The sequence below is a fragment of the Dactylosporangium sp. NPDC005572 genome, from assembly GCF_040605515.1.
GTDB lineage: Bacteria > Actinomycetota > Actinomycetes > Mycobacteriales > Micromonosporaceae > Dactylosporangium.
This window is the reverse complement of record NZ_JBEXCY010000221.1, coordinates 1-19,099: the sequence shown is the minus strand read 5'-3', so window position 1 is coordinate 19,099 and position 19,099 is coordinate 1. Positions and strand designations below refer to the sequence as shown.

The window sequence follows — 19,099 nt, the reverse complement described above, 5'->3', positions numbered from 1 at the left end:
CCCTCGTGGCCCGGGATGAACGGCGGGGTGGGCTTCACCGGCCACTCCCCGCGCGCGGCGTGGATGTCGGTGTGGCACAGCCCGGACGCCGTGATCCGGACCAGCAGCTGGTCCGGTGCGAGCGCCGGGACCGCGACCTCCTCGATCCGCAACGGACGGTCGAACCCGGTGACGACGGCCGCCTTCATGACGATCACTCCTTCGGTCGGAACGTGTCCTCACCGGCAAACCTGCCCGCGGTGCCGCCGGTCCGCACCGGCCGAAGGTCCCGCCGGCACGGGCACCTCGGCACGGGCACCTCGGCACGGGCACACCGGCACGGGCCGGAGCTCAGGTCCCGTGGGCGACCAGGACCGGACGGTGGGCGCGGTGCAGCGTCGCCATGGCCACGCTGCCGAGGAGGATCTCGCGGACCGCCGAGCGGCCCCGGGAGCCGACGGCCAGGACCGCCGCCGACCGGTCCCGGGCGCAGTCGGCGAGGGCGCCGCCGACGGTGCGGCCCTGGACGCCGGGGCGGCCGGGCAGCCTGATCAGCTCGACGGCGCCGGCGGGGGGTGCGGCGGGTGCGGGGCCGTCGTCGACCGCGACCGCCAGCAGGCGCCGGGTCGGGAAGAGCCGGGCAGCCGCCGTGACGGCGACCTGCGCGCCCGGCGAGCCGTCGTAGCCGACCAGCACCGGGCCGCCGGCGAGGGCCGCGTACTCGGCGCTCAGCAGCGGGTGCGGTACCACGAGGACGGGCCGGGTCGCGGCGTGCACCACCGTGTCGGAGACGCTGCCCAGCACCGCCCGGGCGCCGCCGAGGCCGCGTGACCCGACGAGCACCAGGTCGGCGTCGTGCTGCTCGGCCAGCTCGGCGAGCTGGAGGCCCTCCCCGGCGTAGGTCTGCGACACCAGCGGCTCGGCGTCCCAGCCGGCGGCGTGGGCGAGGGTGACACCGATCCCGGCGATCCGGGCGGCCTCCCGCCCGCCTTCCCGCTCGACCGCCGCGACGAAGTCGTCGATCTGGGCGGCGCCGGTCCACAGCCGCCGCCGGATCGCGTCGTCGGCGAACGGCGGGGTCCACAGGTGGGCGATCCAGGCCTTCGCCTGCGGGAACAGCTCCGCGGCGGCGGTGATGGCGGCGCTCGCCGCCGGTGAGCCGTCGTAACCGACGAGCACGCGGATGGGCATGGCAGCCTCCTCGACGTCCGGATGGTTCCAGCATGGCCAGCGGGGCGCGCGGCCGGCAGGGCGTTCGGTCCCGGCTCACCCCTGCCGTTCGTACCGGATGAGCAGGCGCAACCGGCTGCACCGCGTCACACCCTGGGGACGGTGAGCGGGTGCTCGGCGTCCTCCCGGGCCGCGGTCGCGGCCATCGTCGCGTGGTACCGCTCGCGGCTCAGGTAGCCCGCGACGAGGTCGTGGGCGGCCTCGGCCTCGACCCGGGCGCGCCGCCGGTCGGCGGCGGCCGCCAGCCACCGGGCGAGGCCGGAACGGCTCGGGCCGCCGGCCGGGCCCCGGCCGTGGGTCGCCGCCACGTGCATGCAGATGAGCGCGGCATACATCGCCGCGATCGCGCCCGCGAACATCACCATCGCTGCCATGCCCTCAGCCTTCGCCGCCACCGATCCCCCGGCCAGGGCGCAGGGTCCCGGCCCGGCGGGCCGACCGGCCCTGACGGTTCCTCCTCCCCCGGCCCATCGTGACCCACGGAGGTCGCCGCCGGAGCCGCCGGCGGTCGGCACCACCCCGCAGCTGAGATCGGAGGAGCAAGACATGACACAGCAGCGGTACACCGGGCGCGTCGCACTCGTGACGGGCGCCGGATCGGGCATCGGCCAGGCGACGATACTGCGGCTCGCCCGCGAGGGCGCCCGCGTCGTCGGCTGCGACGTCGACGCGGCTGGGCTGGAGGCGACGGGCAAGCTGCTCGCCGCGGAGCGGTACGACGCCGACCTGCTCAACGCGGACATCACTGTCCAGGGCGACGTCGACCGCGTGGTCGCCGCCCTGCCCGGGGGGTTCGTCGACGTCCTGGCCAACGTCGCCGGCATCATGGACTACTTCCTGCCCGTGACCGAGCTCGACGACGAGACCTGGGACCGGGTGATCGCGGTCAACCTCACCGGACCGATGCGGCTGTGCCGGGCCGTCGTGCCGGCCATGCGCGGCAACGGTGAGGGTGCGATCGTCAACGTGTCGTCGATCGGCGGACTGACCGGCTCCGTCGCCGGCACGGCGTACGCGTCGGCGAAGCACGGCCTGATCGGCCTCACCCGGTCGCTGGCGTATCTCTACGGCCCGGACGGCATCCGGACCAACGCGGTCTGCCCGGGCGGCGTGCGAACGAACATCGGCCGCACCGCGTCCCCCCGGTCCGACTGGGCGTTCAAGCGGTTCGAACAGTCGTTCAACCGGGCGTCGCGGACGGCCGAACCGGACGAGATCGCCGCGCTCATCGCGTGGCTGGGCTCCGCCGAGGCCCGCAACGTCAACGGTGCGGTCATCACCTCGGACGGCGGCTGGACGGCCTGAACCCCGGCGGTGCGAGGCGCCTCCTGCGGCCGGCCGCAGGAGGCGCCGAAAGGCCCCCTCCGAACGCGCCGTGTGCGGCGCGGCTCCGCGGTGACGGCGCTTCGGTCAGGGCCGTGTCAGGACCGCTGTCAGGGCCGCGCTCAGGTCTGGCGCGGGACGCCGCCCGTGCGCGACAGGATGAAGCACATGGCCCGGTGGCCGAAGTCGGCGGTGGGGCCGAACATCAGCGGGCAGCCGCCGGCGATGACGTGGATGCCGTGGCGCCGCCCGTACTCGGCGGCCGCCTCGGAGACGCTGCCGGGGCCGAGCCCACGGTGCATCCACACGTGGGTGATGCCGAGCTCGGCGCACTCGCGCATGGTGGCCTCGGCGGTCTCGGGCCGGGTACCGATGACCACCGCGTCGACGCCGCCCGGGATCGCGGCCAGGTCGTGGTAGGAGCGGTCGCCCTCGACCTGCCCGGCGTTGGGGTTGACCGCGAACACCTCGTAGCCGCGTTGCCGCAGCCGCTGGTAGACGACGTTGCTGCCGTGGCCCTGCGGGGTGCGGGACACGCCGGTCACCGCGATACGCCGGCTGGCCAGGAACTGCGTCGCGGCCGCCTTCAGTGTGGGCATGATGACCTCCGGGTCGGATCAGGTGGTGAGCGCGGCCACCGGCGCGGACGGGTCGCCGGCGGTGACCGGCAGCGCGAGCTCGGACACGGGGTCGAAGAAGTACGCCGCGTCGAGGTCGACGCCGAAGGCGACCGTGTCGCCGGGGCGGACGGTGTTCGGGCCGCGGACCGTGGCCGTCCAGACCGGTACCAGGTCGGCCGCGTCGTCGCCGGCGGGCTCCCGGGGAGCGGCCTCGCCCCCCGGCGCGGCGAAGAGGACGTGACTCTCGTGGCCGAGCGTCTCGACGCCGGTCACGACGGCCTCGAGGGTGGCGGCACCGGGCGGGGCCGGCCAGCGCAGGGCGTCGGGGCGCAGGCCCACCACGACGTCCGCGGGCGGGACGGCCAGCGTCGCGTGCCGCCGCAGCTGGGCGGCGGGCAGCGGCCACCGGCAGTCGCCGACCACCAGCACCGGCGGATCGCCCCGCACGACGCGGGCCACGGCGAGGTTCATGCCGGGCGAGCCGATGAAGCCGGCGACGAAGACGTTCGCGGGTTCGCGGTAGAGCTCGCGGGGCGTGCCGACCTGCTGCAGCCGCCCGTGGTCGACGACCGCGATCCGGTCGCCCAGGGTCATCGCCTCGACCTGGTCGTGCGTCACGTAGATGGTGGTGATGCCCTGCTGGTCGTGCAGCCGGCGCAGCTCGGCCCGCATCGACACCCGCAGCTTGGCGTCGAGGTTCGACAGCGGCTCGTCCATGAGGAAGACCCGTGGGTGGCGCACGATCGCCCGGCCCATCGCCACCCGTTGCCGCTGGCCGCCGGAGAGTGCCTTCGGCTTGCGGTCCAGCAGGTCGTCGATCTCCAGCATCCGGGCCGTGTCGAGCACGAGCTCGTCGCGCCGGTCCCGTGGCACCTTGCGCAGCCGGAGGGCGAACGCAAGGTTGCCGGTGACGTCCATGTGCGGGTAGAGCGCATAGTTCTGGAACACCATCGCGATGTCGCGCTGCTTCGGCGGCATGCCGCTGACCACGGCGCCGCCGATCGACACCGTGCCGCCGGTCTCCTCCTCGAGACCGGCGACGATGCGCAGGATCGTCGACTTGCCGCACCCGGATGGCCCGACCAGCACGAGGAACTCGCCGTCCGTGACGTCGAGGGTGACGTCGTCGACGGCGACCGCCCCGCCGGGGAAGACCTTGGACAGATGATTGAGCGCAACGCCGGCCATCATCATCCTCCTGAGCCGTGCGGGGTGCGTGGCCCCGCCAGGACCACCGTCCCGCCGGCAGCGGCGGCGCGCGAGGGCCGAAGGTCACACCGCGAGCGGCCGGAAGTAAGCGCACGGGTGAACCCGGACCGGTACCGTCCGGGCGGGCCGGACCCGGCCGCCGGGGGACCTTCGGCCCTTTGCGCCGCGCCGCGCGGCGCGCGACCATAGGTCGGCAGCGGCCGGAAGGCGGGACGGTGTGCAGGAGTTCGCGGACCTCCCCGGGGCGCAGGCGCCGTTCGACGCCCCGGACGCAGAGGACCTGGCGCGCCCGGTCGCCCACGCCGGGGTCGACCGCCCGCCCGCCACCGGGCGGCGGCTGGTCCGCACCGCCGGGGCCGGGCGGCCCGACCAGCCGCTGCAGCGCCTGGCCCGCCCGGTCGTGTGGTGCGCCGGGACGGACCGGGTGCGCGACGTCGCCGAGCGGATCGGCGCGGCCGGGCTGTCGTGCGCGCTGGTGCGCACCGGCACCGGGTTCGGCATCGTCACCGACGCCGACTTCCGCCGCCGGGTGGCGACCGGCGAGGTCGGCGCCGACGCGCCCGTCGCCGCGCTCGCCACGACGCCGGCGCTGACCGTCGAGGCGGACGCCACCCAGGCCGCGGGGCTGCTGCGGATGATCGAGCACGGCGTGCACCACCTGGTCGTCGTGGACCGGGAGGGGCGGGCGACGGGCGTGCTGCGAGCGGTGGACCTCGCCGGCGCCGAGGTACGGGATCCGCTGCTCGTCCGCTCGGCGATCGACGACGCCCGCGACGTCGAGCAGCTCGCCGCGGCCTGCCGGCTGCTCCCGGCGATGCTCGCGGAGCTGGCCGCCGACGGCGTGGCGGCCCCGCAGATCGGCGCGATCCACGCCGCGGTCGTCGACGCCGCCGTCCGCCGCGCCCTGCACCTGGGGCGGCACCCGGTGCTCGACGGTGTACGGCACTCCTGGGTCCTGCTCGGCTCCCTCGCGCGGCGGGAGCCGCTGCCGCTGTCCGATGTGGACACGGCACTGATCTGGGCGGACGGGCCCGACCCGGGGCCGGCGATCCGCCCCGAGGCGCGCGAGGTCCTGCGCGCCCTGCAGCGGTGCGGGTTCACGCTCTGCACCAACGGCGCGAACGCCCACAACCCGGTGTTCAGCCGGGCCCGGTCCGACTGGATCGCGGCGGCCCGCGGCTGGCAGCACGACCCGACCCAGGACAACGCGCTGCTGCTGTCGGCGATGGTGGCCGACAGCCGTCCGCTGACCGACCCGGAGCTCGGCTGGTCACTCACCGGGAGCATCCGGTCGCACACCCGTACCAGCCAGTTCCTGCGCGCGCTGCTCGACGAGGCGCTGCGCTGGCGCCCGCCCGCCGGGTTGATCCGCGACTTCGTCGTGCACCACACCGGGGAGCACCGCGGCCGGCTCGACCTCAAGCCGGGCGGGCTCACCCCGGTCGTCGCCCTGGCCCGCTGGATCGCGATCGCGGCCGGCGACGCCAGCGGCACGACGGTCGAGCGGCTGCGCCGCGGCGCCGCGCTCGGCCTGCTCACCGGCGACGAGGCCGACACGCTCACCGGCGGGTTCGAGAGCATCTACCACCTGCTGCTGCACCACGAGGTCCGGGCGCTGGCAGCCGGGGCCGCTCCCGGGACCACGTTCATCGCACCGAAGGAGCTGGACTCGCTCACCCGGCGGCACCTGCGCGAGACGTTCCGGGCGATCGCGCTCGTCCAGGCCCGCGTCGACCGCCACTGGCTGCACCGGTTGCCCGGCTGAGCCGGCACCGCGCCGGCGCCGGGCGGGAAACGGGCCCTTGGTCCCGCGGCGACGGGCCGGACTCCCTTCGCCCCACCGGCCGGCCGGCGGTCAGATGGGGTGGTACCACACGACGAAAGGGAGGTGTGACATGGTCACCGGACGCCTGCTCCCGCTCGACCTCGCCCAGCTGCCGACGATGCTCTTCGGCGGGCAGTCGCTGCGCATCGAGGAGTACACCGACGGCGACACGTACGTCATCCGGGTGGAGGTGCCGGGGCTCGACCCCGACAAGGACATCCGGCTGTCGGTCTTCGGCGACCGGCTGCAGATCCGCGTGGAGCGCACCGACGAGCGGCTCGACAAGGCCCACTCCGAGTTCCACTACGGGGTGTTCACCCGCACGCTGCAGCTGCCGCTCGACGCGCAGGCCGACGGGATCACCGCCGGGTACGCCGCCGGCATCCTCGACATCCGGGTGCCGCTGACCGGCCGGGCCGAACCCGGACGGGAGATCCCGATCACGGTCGCCGGCAAGGCCGCCAGGAAGTAATGACGGCCGCCAGGAAGTAGTGACGCGAAGGTCCCCGGGCTCCCCCGGGGACCTTCCGCTGTCCGCCCTCACGCCCCGGGCACCGCGAGCGGGTGCTCGGCGTCGTCCTGCGCCGCCACGGTGGCCATCGTCGCCTGGTACCGCTCGCGGGTCAGGTGGCCCGCGACAAGCTCGTGCGCCGCCTCCGCCTCGGCGCGGGCCCGGCGCCGCTCGCCGGCGGCGGCCAGCCAGACCGCGAGGCGGGGCCGGTACCGGTCGTCGGCCGCACCCCGGCCACGGATCGCGGCGACGTGCATCGCGATGAGCGCGACGTACACCGCCCCGACGACGCCCGCAAAGATCAGCGTCGCTGCCATGATCTCCTCCCCGGATCGCTTCCCGACCTCAGCCTCGCCCGCCCCGCACGCCCCGGCCAGGGCGCACGGTCCCGTGCGGTCCGGGCCGATCGGCCCTGACGCCGTGGCGGCCCGCGCCACAGACTGGGGCCGGTGCGACGGAAGGAGGAGCGATGCGACACGACAACCTGCGCTCGGCCCTGCTGGGGCTCGGGATCGCCGCGGTCGGCGTCGCGATGAGCGACGTGCTCGCCCGGATGACCGCCCGCGCGCTGCGCGAGCCGGCCGCCCGGCGCCGCACCGCGACGGTGGAGGCCGCCCGGGCGCACCAGCCGGGCCTGGGTGTCACCGGCCGGAACACTTGACCGGAACGCCTGACCAGAACGCTCGACCGAACGCCTAGAGCAGCACGTCGTCCAGTATCGCCCGGACCAGCCCGGCGGCCTGCCGCTGGTCCGGTGTGCCCTCGTCGCACAGCAGCCGGATCGCGGCGGCGAGTGCCTCGGCCCGCCGCTCCGCCCGGCACATCCGCAGCGCCAGGTCGCCGGTGTCGGTGCTCGGCCGCCGCAGTGCCACGGTGGTCGTTGCCAAGGTCTGCGCGCTCATCGCCGCCACCTCCCGGAATTGTCCGTCATTGCCGATATGTCAACCGTGCCGCCGCACCGGTGGCGGCGGACACCGTCGAAGGTCCCGCACGCCCGGACAAACGGCCCGGACGGACGGCCGGACAGGGCGAACGACTCCCCGGCGGCCCTCCCAACGACCCTGCCGGACGGACACCGGCCGGCCGACGCTGAAGGCGGAGGTACCGAGAGGGGAGGAACGATGGAGACCCAACGGATCGTCGTCGGCTACGACGGGTCGGTCGAGGCCCGCGACGCGGTCGACTGGGCGGCCGACGAGGCGGCCCGGTCCGGACTGCCGCTGCGGATCGTGTACGCGTACCAGCTGGCGTGGCCCGCCGCGGCCCTGTACGGCAGCGCCACCGAGGTGCTGGCGGCCGACGCCGAGGAGCGCGGCGACCACACCGTCCGCGACGTCGTCGAGCACGCGCGGCGCCGCCGGCCCACCGTCGACGTCACGGGCGTGGCGACGCACGCGGAGCCCGCACCGCTGCTGCTCGGCCAGACCGCGGGCACCCGCCTGCTGGTGGTGGGCAACCGGGGCGGGGGCGGCATGAGCAACCTGCTGCTCGGCTCGATCAGCCAGCAGGTCGCCACGCACGCGCGGGTCCCGGTCGCCGTCGTGCGCGGCCGGTCCGCCGCGGCCGACGGTCCGGTCGTGGTCGGCGTCGACGGGTCCGCGTCGACGGACGCGGCGCTCGCCCTCGCGTTCGAGACGGCGGCCGCCCGCGAAGCCGAGGTCGTCGCCGTGCGCGCGTACAGCCCGCCGAGCCCGGTCGTCGTGCCGCTGGGCGCGGTCGAGGCGGACGAGCGCAACGCCCTGGAGGCGTCGCTCGCCGGCTGGGCGGAGAAGTACCCCGGCACCAGGCTGACGGCGCAGCTCGCCGTCGGCCGGGCGGCCCAGGTGCTCATCGGCATGTCGCACACGGCGCAGCTCGTGGTCGTCGGCAGCCGGGGGCACGGCGGCTTCACCGGCCTGCTGCTCGGCTCGGTGGGCCAGCAGCTGATGCACCACGCCGAATGCCCGATCCTGATCGCCCACCGGCCGCCCGACCACTGACGGCACCGGTTCCCCGGGCCCGTGCGGCATGCCGCACGGGCCCGAAGACCCTGGCCGGCCGGGTCCCCGCGGGCGGACGCTGGAGTGGGACCACAACGCCCTGAACCGCAGAAACGGAGGTGGCGGCGATGAACACCGACGCCGCGGTGGTGGTCGGAGCCGACGGGTCGCCGGACGCGCTGCGCGCGGTCGAGTGGGCGGCGGCCGACGCGTCGCGCAGGCACCGCCCGCTGCGGATCGTCTACGCCTGCCCGTGGCCCACCGTCTACGCGCCGCTGGCCATGCCCGCCGGCCCGCCACCGCTGTTCGAGGAGACCATGCGGCAGGCGGCCGAGCAGATCATCGACGAGGCGGTCGCCTCGGCCCGGGTCGTCGCACCGGAGCTCGAGATCAGCACCGACGTGCCGATCCAGCAGCCGACCGCGGCGCTGACGGACGCGTCCCGGCACGCCTGCGCCGTCGTGGTCGGCAACCGGGGCCTCGGCGGCTTCAGCGGGCTGCTGCTCGGCTCCGTCGGCGTCCAGCTCGCCGCCCACGCGGCCTGCCCCGTGGTCGTCGTCCGGCAGGCGGACCGCCCGCCGGGCCCCGAGGCGGGCCGGGTCGTCGTCGGCGTCGACGGCTCGCACGACGCCGAACGGGCCCTGGCGTTCGCCTTCGAGCAGGCGTCGTTCCGCGCCGTCGGCCTGACCGCCGTCGACGCCTACCGCTGGCCGTCGTCGACCGGGCCGGGTGACATGCTGCCGCTCGTCTACGACCCGGCCGAGCTGCGCGACGACGAGGACCGCGCCCTGACCGAGGCGATCGCCGGCTGGGCCGGCAAGTATCCCGACGTCGACGTCCGCCGGGCGGTGGCGAACGGCCGCGCGGCCGCCGTGCTCGTCGAACTGTCGGCGGGTGCGGAGCTGGTCGTCGTCGGCAGCCGCGGCCGCGGCGGCTTCACCGGGCTGCTGCTGGGCTCGGTGAGCCAGGCCGTCATCCACCACGCCGCCTGCCCGGTCGCCGTGGTCCGCTGACCACCGCGCACGCGGAGGCCGACGAGCGACGGGCCGGCGGGGTCGTGCGGACCCTTCCGGAAAGGACCAGTCGGAGGGGACCATCGGCCCGGGACGTCCGGTCCGCGTCCAGGGCCGAAATGCCGTGTCGGGACGCGCCGGCAGGCGGGAGAGTCAGAGGCGAACCAGCCACCCGGAAGGAGCCCGACGCCATGCTCGCCGCAGAAGCCCGGACCAGGATCGAGGCCCACGCCATCGAACACGCCGTCGAGCGGCTGACCCGCCGCTACGCCGGCCGCCACTCCCCCGAGACGGTCCGGCAGACCGTCGAGCAGGTCACCGACCGGTACGCGACCGCCGAGATCCACGCGTTCGTGCCGGTGCTCGTCGAGCGCGACACCCGCCGGATCCTCGACGCCGGGTGACGGGTCCCGAGGCGCACGTGACCTTCGGCCCGTGCGCCGGGACCGGGATCCGCGGGACCGTCGAGGTGCGGGCGGTCCGCCCGCACTCGATCAGGAGGGTGTCATGACGTACCGCATCGCCGTCAACGGGTTCGGCCGGATCGGCCGGGACTTCATCCGGTGTCTCGTCGAGCGCGAGCTGCTCGGCAGCACCGTCACCGTGGTCGCGATCAACGACCTGTTCGACACGGCCACCCTCGCGCACCTGCTGCAGCACGACTCGACCTTCGGCCGGCTGCGCGCCGACGTCGAGGTCGACCCCTCCGGCGGCGGCATGACGGTCGGCGGGCAGTACATCCAGGTGCTGCGGCAGCGCGACCCGGCGTTCCTGCCGTGGGCGGACCTCGGCGTCGACCTGGTGATCGAGTCGACCGGCCGGTTCCGCAGCCGCGACGACGCCGCCGTCCACCTGAAGGCCGGCGCCCGCAAGGTGCTCATCTCCGCGCCCGGCAAGGAGGTCGACGCGACGATCGTGCTCGGCGTCAACGGCGACACCTACGACCCGGACCTGCACGACGTCGTCTCCGCCGCGTCCTGCACGACCAACTGCGCGGCCCCGATGGCGCAGGTGCTGCACAACGCGTTCGGCATCGAGCAGGGCGTGCTGACCACCGTGCACGCCTACACCAACGACCAGTCGGTGCTCGACGCGCCGCACAAGGACCTGCGCCGGGCCCGGACCGCCGCCACGAACATCATCCCGACCAGCACCGGCGCCGCGAAGGCGATCGGCCTGGTGCTGCCCGGGCTGGCCGGCCGGCTCGGCGGGGTGGCGCTGCGGGTGCCGGTCGAGAACGGGTCGCTGACCGACCTGACCGTCCGGCTGTCCCAGCCGGCGACGGCCGAGCAGGTCAACGCCGCGTTCGCCGCGGCGGCCGCGGGGCCGCTGGCCGGCATCCTGCGTTACAGCGAGGCGCCGCTGGTGTCCCGCGACATCATCGGCGACCCGTCGTCGTGCGTCTTCGACGCCGGGCTGACCTCCGCCGACGGCCGGCTGGTGAAGGTGTTCGGCTGGTACGACAACGAGTGGGGGTACACCAACCGCCTCGTCGACCTGGCAACCATCTTCGCCGGCAAGTAGGACAAGCAGGACCGCAGCGGCCCCCGCGGACGGCGGGGGCCGCTGCGCTCGACCGGACTCACCCGGTCATGACGTCACGTCGCACGGTGCCGACGACGCCCGACAGCGCTGCGGCGGCCGCGCAGGCGAGCAGGACCGCCAGGGCGCGGACGTCCGGGTCCGGCCCGGCGACGTCCGGCACGTGCTGGAAGATGCCCAGGGCGCGGACGTCGGCAGGCACCCCGAGCAGCGGGCCGAGCAGCGCCAGCGTCGCGCTGGCGACGAGCGGCAGCCAGGCCAGCGAGGTCAGCCGCGGCCACCAGCCGACCAGCAGTGCCGTCCAGCCGGCCATCACCATCGTCGCCGGCCACTGGCCGGTGATGTAGCCGAAGCTCCGGCCGGCGACGTCGGTGCCGTCGATGACCGACGGCGCGACGAGCGCGTTCAGGGCGCCGGTCGCGACGAGGACGGCGCCGCTGCCGAGGGCGGTCACGGCGACCTGCGCGGCGAGCGGCTGCCAGCGGCGGACCCCGGTCGCGAGCACGTGGTCGGTCAGGCCGGCGGCCTCGTCGTGCCGGCTGCGCAGGACGGACCCGACCGCGTACGTCGAGGCCAGGATGCCGACGATCGTTGCGCTGTAGGCGAGGTAGCCCGCGACCGGGTCGCTCCCGCCGAGTTGCGCGCCCAGAAACCCGCCGACATCGTCGCGCCGGCTCAGGTCGACGACGCCGGATCCCATGGCGGAGAACAGTGTCCCGACGGCCGCCACCGCGACGGTCCAGGCGGCGACGGGCCGGCGGGCCAGCCGTGCGGCAAGGCCGAGGCTCGAGCGGATGTTCAGGCGGGTGTCGCGCCGGTCGCGGGGGCGGACGAGTCCGGCCCGGTACTCGCGCCGCCGGTGCAGGACCGTGGCGAGCCAGGCCAGCACGACGGTGAGGCCCCCGTAGGCGGCCAGCACCCACCACCGGTCGCCGGTGAACGGCCGCACGCCCGCCCGGAGTCCGAGCGGGCTGAACCAGTTCAGCCAGTCGAGGTGGCGGGTGTCGGCGATCGACCGGACGACGAACGCGGCGCCGACGGCGGCGAGACCGGTCGTGCGTGCGCCGCCGGCCGTGGACACGACCTGGGCGAGTCCGGCGGTGAGCACCGCGACCAGCAGGAACGTCACCCCCACGACCGAACCGAAGGCGGCGGCCCCGGACCAGGTGACGCCGTCGACCCGGCCCGCGTGCAGGCCGGCCGCGCCCGTGCAGCCGGCGGCCAGGACCGCCGCGACGACGGCCAGGATCGCCAGGGCGCTCCACAACGGGACGCGCGGGGCGACACCGCATGAGCGCACCAGCTCCAGCGTGCCGTCGTCCTCGGCCGAGCGGGTCAGCGCCACCGCGACCAGGACCGCCATGACCGCTGCGAGGATGGTGGCGAAGGCGCCGATCTCCCAGGCGAACATCTGGGCCGGGGTGCCCGGGTCGGGCAGGTTGCCGTAGAGCAGCACCGTGGCCGCGTTGTGCTGGGCCAGTTCGACGGCGAGCCGTCGCTGCTCCGCCGTCGGGTACGTGGACCGGTAGGCCGAGACGGTGGCGCCGGCCAGCGCCACGAGCAGCACCGACCAGGACGCGAGCAGGACGCGGTGCCGGTGGACCATCAACCGCACGAGGGTCACCGGGACACCGCCTCGTAGTGGCGCAGAAACAGGTCCTCCAGCGTGGCCGGGCTGCAGGTGATGTCCTGCGCGTCCGCGCCGGCGAGCACGGCGAGCACCGCCGCGACGTGCCGGCGCGGCACGCTCAGGCGCACGGCACCGTCCTCGGCCACCCCGTCGGCCACCCCGACGGACCGGAGCCGTCCGGCGACGGCGGGAACCTGACCGGCCGGCAGCCTCGCGGTGATCTCGGCGGCGGCGAGGTGCCGCATGTCGGCCAACCGGCCGGACTCCACCAGCGTGCCGTGCTTGATGATGGTCACCGACTCGCACAGCGTCTCGACCTCGGCGAGGATGTGGCTGGACAACAGCACCGTACGACCGGCCGCGGCGGCGTCGCGGACGCAGCGCTGGAACAGCCCCTCCATGAGCGGGTCCAGGCCGGACGTCGGCTCGTCCAGCACGAGCAGGTCGGTCGGCGCGGCGAACGCCGCGACGAGCATCACCTTCTGCCGGTTGCCCTTGGAGTAGGTCCGCACGGTCTTGCGCGGGTCGAGGGCGAAGTCGGCCACGAGCCGCCGCTCCGCCGGGACGTCGCGCCGGCCACGCAGCCCGGCCATGGCGTCGAGCACCTCCTGACCGGTCAGGTTCGGCCAGAGGTTCACCTCGCCGGGCACGTAGGAGACCCGCCGGGTGACCTCCGCCCCTCTCGTCGCCGGATCCAGGCCGAGCACCCGGACCCGGCCCGCGGTGGCCCGGTAGAGTCCGAGCAGGACCCGGATCGTGGTGGACTTGCCGGCGCCGTTCGGGCCGAGGAAGCCGTGCACCTCGCCGGCCCGCACCGAGAGGTTCAGGCCGTCGACGGCGGCGACGGCGCCGAACCGTTTGACCAGTCCCGTCACCTCGATGGCATGGTCGACTGTCACTGCGGGCGAGCCTCCTCGACCATGGCCACGATGGCTTCGGCGATCGCCCGGGTCCGCCGGCGGTCGTGGTCCGGGGACAGCCTGGTGAAGAGGTCGGCGGCCCGGCGTGCGACGTCCATGTCGATCGACCCGGCGATGCGTGGCAGGTCGGCCCCGAGATGCCGGCGCAGCCGTGCCACCTGTGCGGATGCCATCTGGGCGATCTCCTCGTCCGTCGGATCGGGTCCGGTGTCCGGGCGGGCCGCGGCCCGGCCGAACAGCTCCAGGCTCTCCGTGAGCTGCTCCTCGTCGAAGCCCTGGTAGAAGACGTCCGCCTCGGGGGGCATGTCACCGCGGTAGAAGGCCAGCTCCAGGGAGTCGCGTTCCCGCCGGATCTCGCGGCGGACCTGCTCGTCGCCGGCGCGCCGCTCCAGGTCGGCGTAGAAGCGCGCCATCGCCGGCGGCATCGGCGACAGGTTGCCGTCCCGCTCGACGGACTCCACCAGCCGGCTCACCCGGTCACGCTGCGCCTGGAGCTGTTCGGCCTGGTCGTCGAGCGCGACGAGGGTGGCGCGCAGGTCGACGAGGACCGCGTCGCGGGCGGCCTCGGCCGGGTCGGCGGGCCGGTCGGTCGTCGGCCGCAGCATGCCCGCGATCCTCGACAGCGGGACCCCGGCCTGGGTCAGCCAGCGGATCCTGACCAGCCGGGCGACGTGGACCAGGTCGTAGTCGCGATGCCCGTACCGGACGGCCGGCACCGGCAGAAGATCGACCTGGTGGTAGTACCGGATCGTCCGCACCGTGGTGCCGGTGAGGTCGGCCAGTTCCTTGATCCGCACAACCGCCAGTGTGTGGTGTGACGTTACGTCACAGTCAAGTCAGGACGCGGCGAGACCGGCGGAGCGGAACTGCTCGCGGACCCGGTCGACGAGGGCAGTGTCCGGCGGCGGCGTGCCGCGCAGCGGGAACGGGATGCCCAGGCGCTCGTACTTCGGGGCGCCCAGCCGGTGGAACGGCAGCACGTCGACCCGTTCGACGACGCCGAGCGAGGCCGCGAACCGGGCGACGCCGTCGACCTCGGACGGGTCGTCGGTGAGGCCGGGCACCAGCACGTACCGGACCCAGATCGGCGTGCCCCGCGCGGCGAGCCGGCGGGCGAAGGCCAGCGTCGGCGCGACCTCGCCCCCGGTGAGGCGCCGGTACCGCGCCGGGTCCCACGCCTTGATGTCGAGCAGCACGAGGTCGGTGACGTCGAGCAGCGCATCGCAGGCCCGGGCGCCGAGCCCGCCGGCCGTGTCGAGGGCCGTGTGCAGGCCCAGCCCCCGGGCCCCGGTGAACAGGGCCTCGACGAAGCGGGGCTGCAGCAGCGGCTCGCCGCCGCTCACCGTCATCCCGCCGCCGGCCACGTGCACGAACGCCGCGAACTGCTCGGCCTGCCGCAGCACGGCACCGGCCGTCGTCCCGGTGCCGTCGCGCATGTGCCAGGTGTCCGGGTTCTGGCAGTACAGGCAGCGCAGCGGGCACCCGGCGAGGAACGCCACGAAGCGGGTGCCGGGCCCGTCCACCCCCGTGGAGATGTCCCACGAGTGCAGCCGGCCCGGCACCGTCGTGACCGTCATCGCGAACCGTGGAAGGTCCGGCCGATCACGTCGCGCTGCTGCTCCGGGGTCAGCTTCACGAAGTTCACGGCGTAGCCCGAGACGCGCACGGTCAGCTGCGGGTACCGCTCGGGGTGCGCCATCGCGTCGACGAGCGTCTCGCGGTCGAGCACGTTGACGTTGAGGTGGAACCCGCCCGCGGCCGTGTAGCCGTCGAGGATCCCGGCCAGGTTCACCGACCGCTCCGCGTCGCTGCGGCCCAGGCCGTCGGGGGTGACGGTGCTGGTGAGCGAGATGCCGTCGCGGGCCGACGCGTAGGGCAGCTTCGCCACCGACAGCGCCGAGGCGACCATGCCGTGCGTGTCGCGGCCGTTCATCGGGTTCGCCCCGGGCGCGAACGGCTCGCCGGCGCGGCGGCCGTCGGGCGTGTTGCCGGTGTGCTTGCCGTAGACCACGTTCGAGGTGATCGTGAGCACCGACTGGGTGTGGATCGCGTCGCGGTACGCCGGGATGCTGCGGACCTTCTCCATGAACGTCTCCACCAGCCACACGGCGATGCTGTCGGCGCGGTCGTCGCCGTTGCCGTAGGCCGGGTACCCGCCCTCGACCACGTAGTCGACGGCGAGGCCGGTCTCGTCGCGGACGGGCCGGACGGTGGCGTACCGGATCGCCGACAGGCTGTCGGCGGCGACGGACAGCCCGGCGATGCCGCAGGCCAGGAACCGGCGCACCGGGTAGTCGTGCAGCGCCATCTCGATCCGCTCGTAGGCGTACTTGTCGTGCATGCAGTGGATGATGTTCAGCGCGTCGACGTACGTGCGGGCGAGCCAGTCCAGGGTCCGGTCGAACGCGGCCAGCACGGTCGCGTAGTCGAGCACGTCGCCGGTCAGCGGCGGGGACGGCGGGGCCACCTGGGCGCCGTTCATCTCGTCGCGGCCGCCGTTGATCGCGTACAGCAGGGCCTTGGCCACGTTGACCCGCGCGCCGAAGAACTGCATGTCCTTGCCGACCCGCATGGCCGAGACGCAGCACGCGATCGCCGTGTCGTCGTCGCTGTAGTGGCGCAGCAGGTCGTCGTTCTCGTACTGGATCGCGCTGGTGTCGAGCGACACCTGCGCGCAGAAGCGCTTGAACGGCTCGGGCAGCGCCGGCGACCACAGCACGGTCAGGTTCGGCTCCGGCGCCGGGCCGAGGTTGTACAGCGTCTGCAGGTAGCGGTACGACGTCCGGGTGACCAGGGTCCGCCCGTCGCGGCCCATCCCGCCGATCGCCTCGGTGACCCAGGTCGGGTCGCCGGAGAACAGCTGGTCGTACTCGGGCGTGCGCAGGAACCGGACGATGCGCAGCTTGATGACGAAGTCGTCGACGAGCTCCTGGGCCTGCTCCTCGGTGAGCGTGCCCTCGTCGCGGTCGCGCTCGAGGTACACGTCGAGGAAGCTCGAGGTCCGCCCGAGCGACATGGCGGCACCGTTCTGCTCCTTGGCCGCGGCGAGGTAGGCGAAGTACAGCCACTGCACGGCCTCCCGCGCGGTGCGGGCCGGGCCCGAGATGTCGTAGCCGTAGCTCGCGGCCATCACCTTGAGCTCGTCCAGCGCCCGCAGCTGCTCGGCGAGCTCCTCGCGGTCGCGGATGACGTCGGCGGTGGCGGCGTGGTCGTCGAGGGACGCCTTGTCGCGCCGCTTCGCCGCGATCAGGGCGTCGACGCCGTACAGCGGCACCCGCCGGTAGTCGCCGATGATGCGGCCGCGGCCGTACGCGTCCGGCAGGCCGGTGATGACGCCGGCCCGGCGGGCGGCGAGGATCTGCGGCGTGTAGGCGTCGAACACGGCGTCGTTGTGGGTCCGGCGGTACCGCGTGAAGATCTCGCGGACGGCGGGGTCGAGCTCGTAGCCGTAGGCGCGCAGCCCGTTCTCGACCATCCGGAGCCCGCCGGTGGGCATGATGCCCCGGCGCAGCGGCGCGTCCGTCTGCAGCCCGACGATCAGCTCCGCGTCCCGGTCGATGTAGCCTGGGGCGTACGCGGTGATCGACGCCGGTGTGCTCGGGTCGGCGTCGTAGATGCCGCGCCGCCGCTCCTCCGGGAACATCGCGGTGAGCCGGCCCCACACGTGCGTGGTCCGCTCGGTCGGCCCGGCGAGGAAGCCGCCGTCGCCGGTGTACGGGCGCACGTTCGCGCGCACGAACCCGGCCACGTCGATCTTGTCGCGCCACGGCCCGCCGCGGAAGCCCCGCCAGGCGGCGAGACCGGCCGGCGCCGGAGCACTCGTGGTGGTCATCGGTTCCTCCTCACAACGGAACTCTGCAGCTTCAGCCTGTCGCGGCGGGGACCGGGCGGGCAGGGCCGTTGGTCCCCCGGTGGCGGGCCGCAGGCCTCGGGCGGCCCGGCCGGGGCGGGTGCACGGTGGCGGCAGGACCCGTGGAGGTGGACCATGACCAAGTACGTCTACGACTTCGTCGAGGGTGGCAAGGAGCTCAAGGACCTGCTCGGCGGCAAGGGCGGCAACCTCGCGGAGATGGCGAACCTGGGGTTGCCGGTGCCACCGGGCTTCACGGTCACCACCGACGCGTGCCGGGCCTTCCTGCGCACCGGCAGTGAGCCGTACGGCCTCGCCGACGAGATCGAGCTGCACCTGGAGCGCCTCGAGCGACAGGCCGGCCGGCGCCTCGGCGACGCCGCGGACCCGCTGCTGGTCTCGGTGCGGTCCGGGGCGAAGTTCTCCATGCCGGGCATGATGGAGACGGTCCTCAATGTCGGGCTCACCGACGCGAGCGTGGCCGGGCTGGCCGCGCAGGCCGGCGGCAACGCCCGGTTCGCCTGGGACTCCTACCGGCGGCTCATCCAGATGTTCGGCAGGACCGTCCGCGGCGTGCCGGGCGAGGCGTTCGAGCGGGCGCTCGACGATGCGAAGGCCGCCGCGGGGACCCGCGACGACGTGGGCCTGGACGCGGAGGCGCTCAGGGCGCTCGTCGCCCGGTACCGGGACATCTTCCGCCGCCACACCGGGGAGGAGTTCCCGCAGGAGGCGCGCACCCAGCTGAGCCAGGCGATCCAGGCGGTGTTCCGGTCGTGGAACGCCGAACGGGCGGTGCTGTACCGGCGGCAGGAGCGCATCCCCGCCGACCTCGGCACCGCCGTGAACGTCGTGGCGATGGTCTTCGGCAACCTCGGGCCCGACTCCGGTACCGGTGTGGCGTTCACCCGCGACCCCGCGACCGGTGAGCAGGGCGTGTACGGCGACTACCTGGCCAACGCCCAGGGTGAGGACGTCGTCGCGGGCATCCGCAACACCGTGCCGCTGCAGGAGCTTGAGCAGCTCGACAAGCGCTCGTACGACGAGCTGATGGCCATCATGGCCCGGCTCGAGGAGCACTACCGCGACCTGTGCGACATCGAGTTCACGATCGAGCGCGGCAAGCTGTGGATGCTGCAGACCCGGGTCGGCAAGCGGACCGCCGCCGCGGCGTTCGTCATCGCCACGCACCTCGTCGACGAGGGGCTCATCGACCAGGACGAGGCCCTGACCCGGGTCGGCGGCGCCCAGCTTGCCCAGCTGATGTTCCCGGCGTTCGACCTGTCCGCCGGGCCCGAGTGCATCGCGAGCGGGGTCGCCGCGTCGCCCGGCGCGGCTGTCGGCGCCGTGGTGTTCGACGCCGCCCGGGCCGCCGCGGTGGCGGGCACCGGATCGCCCGTGATCCTGGTGCGCCGCGAGACCAACCCCGACGACCTGCCCGGCATGATCGCCGCCCAGGGCATCCTCACCA

At 74.6% G+C, this 19,099-nt stretch carries 21 protein-coding genes; 9 read left to right on the top strand and 12 right to left on the bottom strand.

The genetic code is table 11. The features are described 5' to 3' along the window. The 3 genes from ABZS66_RS51720 to ABZS66_RS51710 all read right to left on the bottom strand — a co-directional run. On the bottom strand, positions 1–188 hold a 188-nt coding region (locus ABZS66_RS51720; protein ID WP_354770604.1), incomplete at its 3' end, for an alcohol dehydrogenase catalytic domain-containing protein. A 142-nt stretch (positions 189–330) separates the two neighbouring features. Beyond that, the gene (locus ABZS66_RS51715) at positions 331–1,170 is read right to left on the bottom strand and encodes a universal stress protein (RefSeq protein WP_354770602.1); all 840 of its coding nucleotides are present in this window, start codon (positions 1,168–1,170) and stop codon (positions 331–333) included. A gap of 125 nt (positions 1,171–1,295) precedes the next feature. After that, complete coding sequence (locus ABZS66_RS51710; RefSeq protein ID WP_354770600.1) at positions 1,296–1,583, bottom strand: hypothetical protein; 288 nt, start codon at positions 1,581–1,583, stop codon at positions 1,296–1,298. A gap of 172 nt (positions 1,584–1,755) precedes the next feature. On the opposite strand from ABZS66_RS51710, the gene ABZS66_RS51705 reads away from it, so the two are divergent. Continuing rightward, positions 1,756–2,514, top strand: a complete 759-nt coding sequence (locus tag ABZS66_RS51705) for an SDR family oxidoreductase (RefSeq protein ID WP_354770598.1) — start codon at positions 1,756–1,758, stop codon at positions 2,512–2,514. A 140-nt stretch (positions 2,515–2,654) separates the two neighbouring features. Here ABZS66_RS51705 and ABZS66_RS51700 read toward each other — a convergent pair whose 3' ends face one another. Together ABZS66_RS51700 and ABZS66_RS51695 are read right to left on the bottom strand one after the other, a co-directional pair. Then, positions 2,655–3,131 (bottom strand): CoA-binding protein, encoded by a 477-nt coding sequence (locus tag ABZS66_RS51700; RefSeq protein WP_354770596.1) that lies wholly within the window; start codon positions 3,129–3,131, stop codon positions 2,655–2,657. 18 nt (positions 3,132–3,149) lie between these two features. After that, complete coding sequence (locus ABZS66_RS51695; RefSeq protein ID WP_354770594.1) at positions 3,150–4,340, bottom strand: ATP-binding cassette domain-containing protein; 1,191 nt, start codon at positions 4,338–4,340, stop codon at positions 3,150–3,152. Between the two features lie 238 nt (positions 4,341–4,578). Here ABZS66_RS51695 and ABZS66_RS51690 point away from each other — a divergent pair, with 238 nt between their 5' ends. Both ABZS66_RS51690 and ABZS66_RS51685 read left to right on the top strand, forming a co-directional pair. Next, on the top strand, positions 4,579–6,126 hold the full coding sequence (locus ABZS66_RS51690) for a putative nucleotidyltransferase substrate binding domain-containing protein (RefSeq protein ID WP_354770592.1): 1,548 nt from the start codon (positions 4,579–4,581) through the stop codon (positions 6,124–6,126). A gap of 130 nt (positions 6,127–6,256) precedes the next feature. Further along, the gene (locus tag ABZS66_RS51685) at positions 6,257–6,658 is read left to right on the top strand and encodes an Hsp20/alpha crystallin family protein (RefSeq protein WP_354770590.1); all 402 of its coding nucleotides are present in this window, start codon (positions 6,257–6,259) and stop codon (positions 6,656–6,658) included. 68 nt (positions 6,659–6,726) lie between these two features. On the opposite strand, the gene ABZS66_RS51680 is transcribed toward ABZS66_RS51685, so the two are convergent. Next, complete coding sequence (locus tag ABZS66_RS51680) at positions 6,727–7,014, bottom strand: hypothetical protein (RefSeq protein ID WP_354770588.1); 288 nt, start codon at positions 7,012–7,014, stop codon at positions 6,727–6,729. A gap of 152 nt (positions 7,015–7,166) precedes the next feature. Between ABZS66_RS51680 and ABZS66_RS51675 the strand changes: the two genes are divergently transcribed. Then, the gene (locus tag ABZS66_RS51675; protein WP_354770586.1) at positions 7,167–7,358 is read left to right on the top strand and encodes a hypothetical protein; all 192 of its coding nucleotides are present in this window, start codon (positions 7,167–7,169) and stop codon (positions 7,356–7,358) included. A 34-nt stretch (positions 7,359–7,392) separates the two neighbouring features. Here ABZS66_RS51675 and ABZS66_RS51670 read toward each other — a convergent pair whose 3' ends face one another. Continuing rightward, complete coding sequence (locus ABZS66_RS51670) at positions 7,393–7,599, bottom strand: hypothetical protein (protein ID WP_354770584.1); 207 nt, start codon at positions 7,597–7,599, stop codon at positions 7,393–7,395. Between the two features lie 219 nt (positions 7,600–7,818). Here ABZS66_RS51670 and ABZS66_RS51665 point away from each other — a divergent pair, with 219 nt between their 5' ends. From ABZS66_RS51665 to gap, 4 genes are all read left to right on the top strand, one after another. Continuing rightward, complete coding sequence (locus ABZS66_RS51665; protein ID WP_354770582.1) at positions 7,819–8,676, top strand: universal stress protein; 858 nt, start codon at positions 7,819–7,821, stop codon at positions 8,674–8,676. A 128-nt stretch (positions 8,677–8,804) separates the two neighbouring features. Beyond that, positions 8,805–9,689 carry a universal stress protein gene (locus ABZS66_RS51660; protein WP_354770580.1) on the top strand — a complete coding sequence of 295 codons (885 nt, stop codon included), beginning with the start codon at positions 8,805–8,807 and terminating at the stop codon, positions 9,687–9,689. Between the two features lie 191 nt (positions 9,690–9,880). Beyond that, positions 9,881–10,093 carry a three-helix bundle dimerization domain-containing protein gene (locus ABZS66_RS51655; RefSeq protein WP_354770578.1) on the top strand — a complete coding sequence of 71 codons (213 nt, stop codon included), beginning with the start codon at positions 9,881–9,883 and terminating at the stop codon, positions 10,091–10,093. A gap of 103 nt (positions 10,094–10,196) precedes the next feature. Further along, the gene (gene gap / locus ABZS66_RS51650; RefSeq protein WP_354770576.1) at positions 10,197–11,213 is read left to right on the top strand and encodes a type I glyceraldehyde-3-phosphate dehydrogenase; all 1,017 of its coding nucleotides are present in this window, start codon (positions 10,197–10,199) and stop codon (positions 11,211–11,213) included. Positions 11,214–11,271: 58 nt separating this feature from the next. Here the strand turns inward: gap and ABZS66_RS51645 are convergent, their stop codons facing one another. The 5 genes from ABZS66_RS51645 to pflB are packed head-to-tail and all read right to left on the bottom strand — an operon-like array spanning position 11,272 to position 17,613. Further along, positions 11,272–12,855 carry a hypothetical protein gene (locus ABZS66_RS51645; protein WP_354770574.1) on the bottom strand — a complete coding sequence of 528 codons (1,584 nt, stop codon included), beginning with the start codon at positions 12,853–12,855 and terminating at the stop codon, positions 11,272–11,274. After that, positions 12,852–13,760, bottom strand: coding sequence for an ABC transporter ATP-binding protein (locus ABZS66_RS51640; RefSeq protein WP_354770572.1), 909 nt, complete (start codon positions 13,758–13,760; stop codon positions 12,852–12,854). Before ABZS66_RS51640 ends, ABZS66_RS51645 begins: the two co-directional genes overlap by 4 nt. Next, positions 13,757–14,578 carry a MerR family transcriptional regulator gene (locus ABZS66_RS51635; protein WP_354770570.1) on the bottom strand — a complete coding sequence of 274 codons (822 nt, stop codon included), beginning with the start codon at positions 14,576–14,578 and terminating at the stop codon, positions 13,757–13,759. Before ABZS66_RS51635 ends, ABZS66_RS51640 begins: the two co-directional genes overlap by 4 nt. A 39-nt stretch (positions 14,579–14,617) precedes the next feature. Further along, positions 14,618–15,358, bottom strand: a complete 741-nt coding sequence (gene pflA / locus ABZS66_RS51630) for a pyruvate formate-lyase-activating protein (RefSeq protein WP_354770568.1) — start codon at positions 15,356–15,358, stop codon at positions 14,618–14,620. Continuing rightward, complete coding sequence (gene pflB, locus ABZS66_RS51625) at positions 15,355–17,613, bottom strand: formate C-acetyltransferase (protein ID WP_354770566.1); 2,259 nt, start codon at positions 17,611–17,613, stop codon at positions 15,355–15,357. Before pflB ends, pflA begins: the two co-directional genes overlap by 4 nt. 153 nt (positions 17,614–17,766) lie before the next feature. Between pflB and ABZS66_RS51620 the strand changes: the two genes are divergently transcribed. Next, positions 17,767–19,099: PEP/pyruvate-binding domain-containing protein (locus ABZS66_RS51620; RefSeq protein WP_354770564.1), on the top strand; the 1,333-nt coding region annotated here is incomplete at its 3' end.

Coding starts and splice junctions, on each gene's coding strand:
- ABZS66_RS51705 (WP_354770598.1), top strand. CDS start 1,756: ATGACACAGCAGCGGTACACCGGGCGCGTCGCACTCGTGACGGGCGCC.
- ABZS66_RS51665 (WP_354770582.1), top strand. CDS start 7,819: ATGGAGACCCAACGGATCGTCGTCGGCTACGACGGGTCGGTCGAGGCC.
- ABZS66_RS51715 (WP_354770602.1), bottom strand. CDS start 1,170: ATGCCCATCCGCGTGCTCGTCGGTTACGACGGCTCACCGGCGGCGAGC.
- ABZS66_RS51680 (WP_354770588.1), bottom strand. CDS start 7,014: ATGGCAGCGACGCTGATCTTTGCGGGCGTCGTCGGGGCGGTGTACGTC.
- ABZS66_RS51710 (WP_354770600.1), bottom strand. CDS start 1,583: ATGGCAGCGATGGTGATGTTCGCGGGCGCGATCGCGGCGATGTATGCC.
- ABZS66_RS51700 (WP_354770596.1), bottom strand. CDS start 3,131: ATGCCCACACTGAAGGCGGCCGCGACGCAGTTCCTGGCCAGCCGGCGT.
- ABZS66_RS51685 (WP_354770590.1), top strand. CDS start 6,257: ATGGTCACCGGACGCCTGCTCCCGCTCGACCTCGCCCAGCTGCCGACG.
- ABZS66_RS51670 (WP_354770584.1), bottom strand. CDS start 7,599: ATGAGCGCGCAGACCTTGGCAACGACCACCGTGGCACTGCGGCGGCCG.
- ABZS66_RS51675 (WP_354770586.1), top strand. CDS start 7,167: ATGCGACACGACAACCTGCGCTCGGCCCTGCTGGGGCTCGGGATCGCC.
- ABZS66_RS51655 (WP_354770578.1), top strand. CDS start 9,881: ATGCTCGCCGCAGAAGCCCGGACCAGGATCGAGGCCCACGCCATCGAA.
- pflA (WP_354770568.1), bottom strand. CDS start 15,358: ATGACGGTCACGACGGTGCCGGGCCGGCTGCACTCGTGGGACATCTCC.
- gap (WP_354770576.1), top strand. CDS start 10,197: ATGACGTACCGCATCGCCGTCAACGGGTTCGGCCGGATCGGCCGGGAC.
- ABZS66_RS51695 (WP_354770594.1), bottom strand. CDS start 4,340: ATGGCCGGCGTTGCGCTCAATCATCTGTCCAAGGTCTTCCCCGGCGGG.
- ABZS66_RS51660 (WP_354770580.1), top strand. CDS start 8,805: ATGAACACCGACGCCGCGGTGGTGGTCGGAGCCGACGGGTCGCCGGAC.
- pflB (WP_354770566.1), bottom strand. CDS start 17,613: ATGACCACCACGAGTGCTCCGGCGCCGGCCGGTCTCGCCGCCTGGCGG.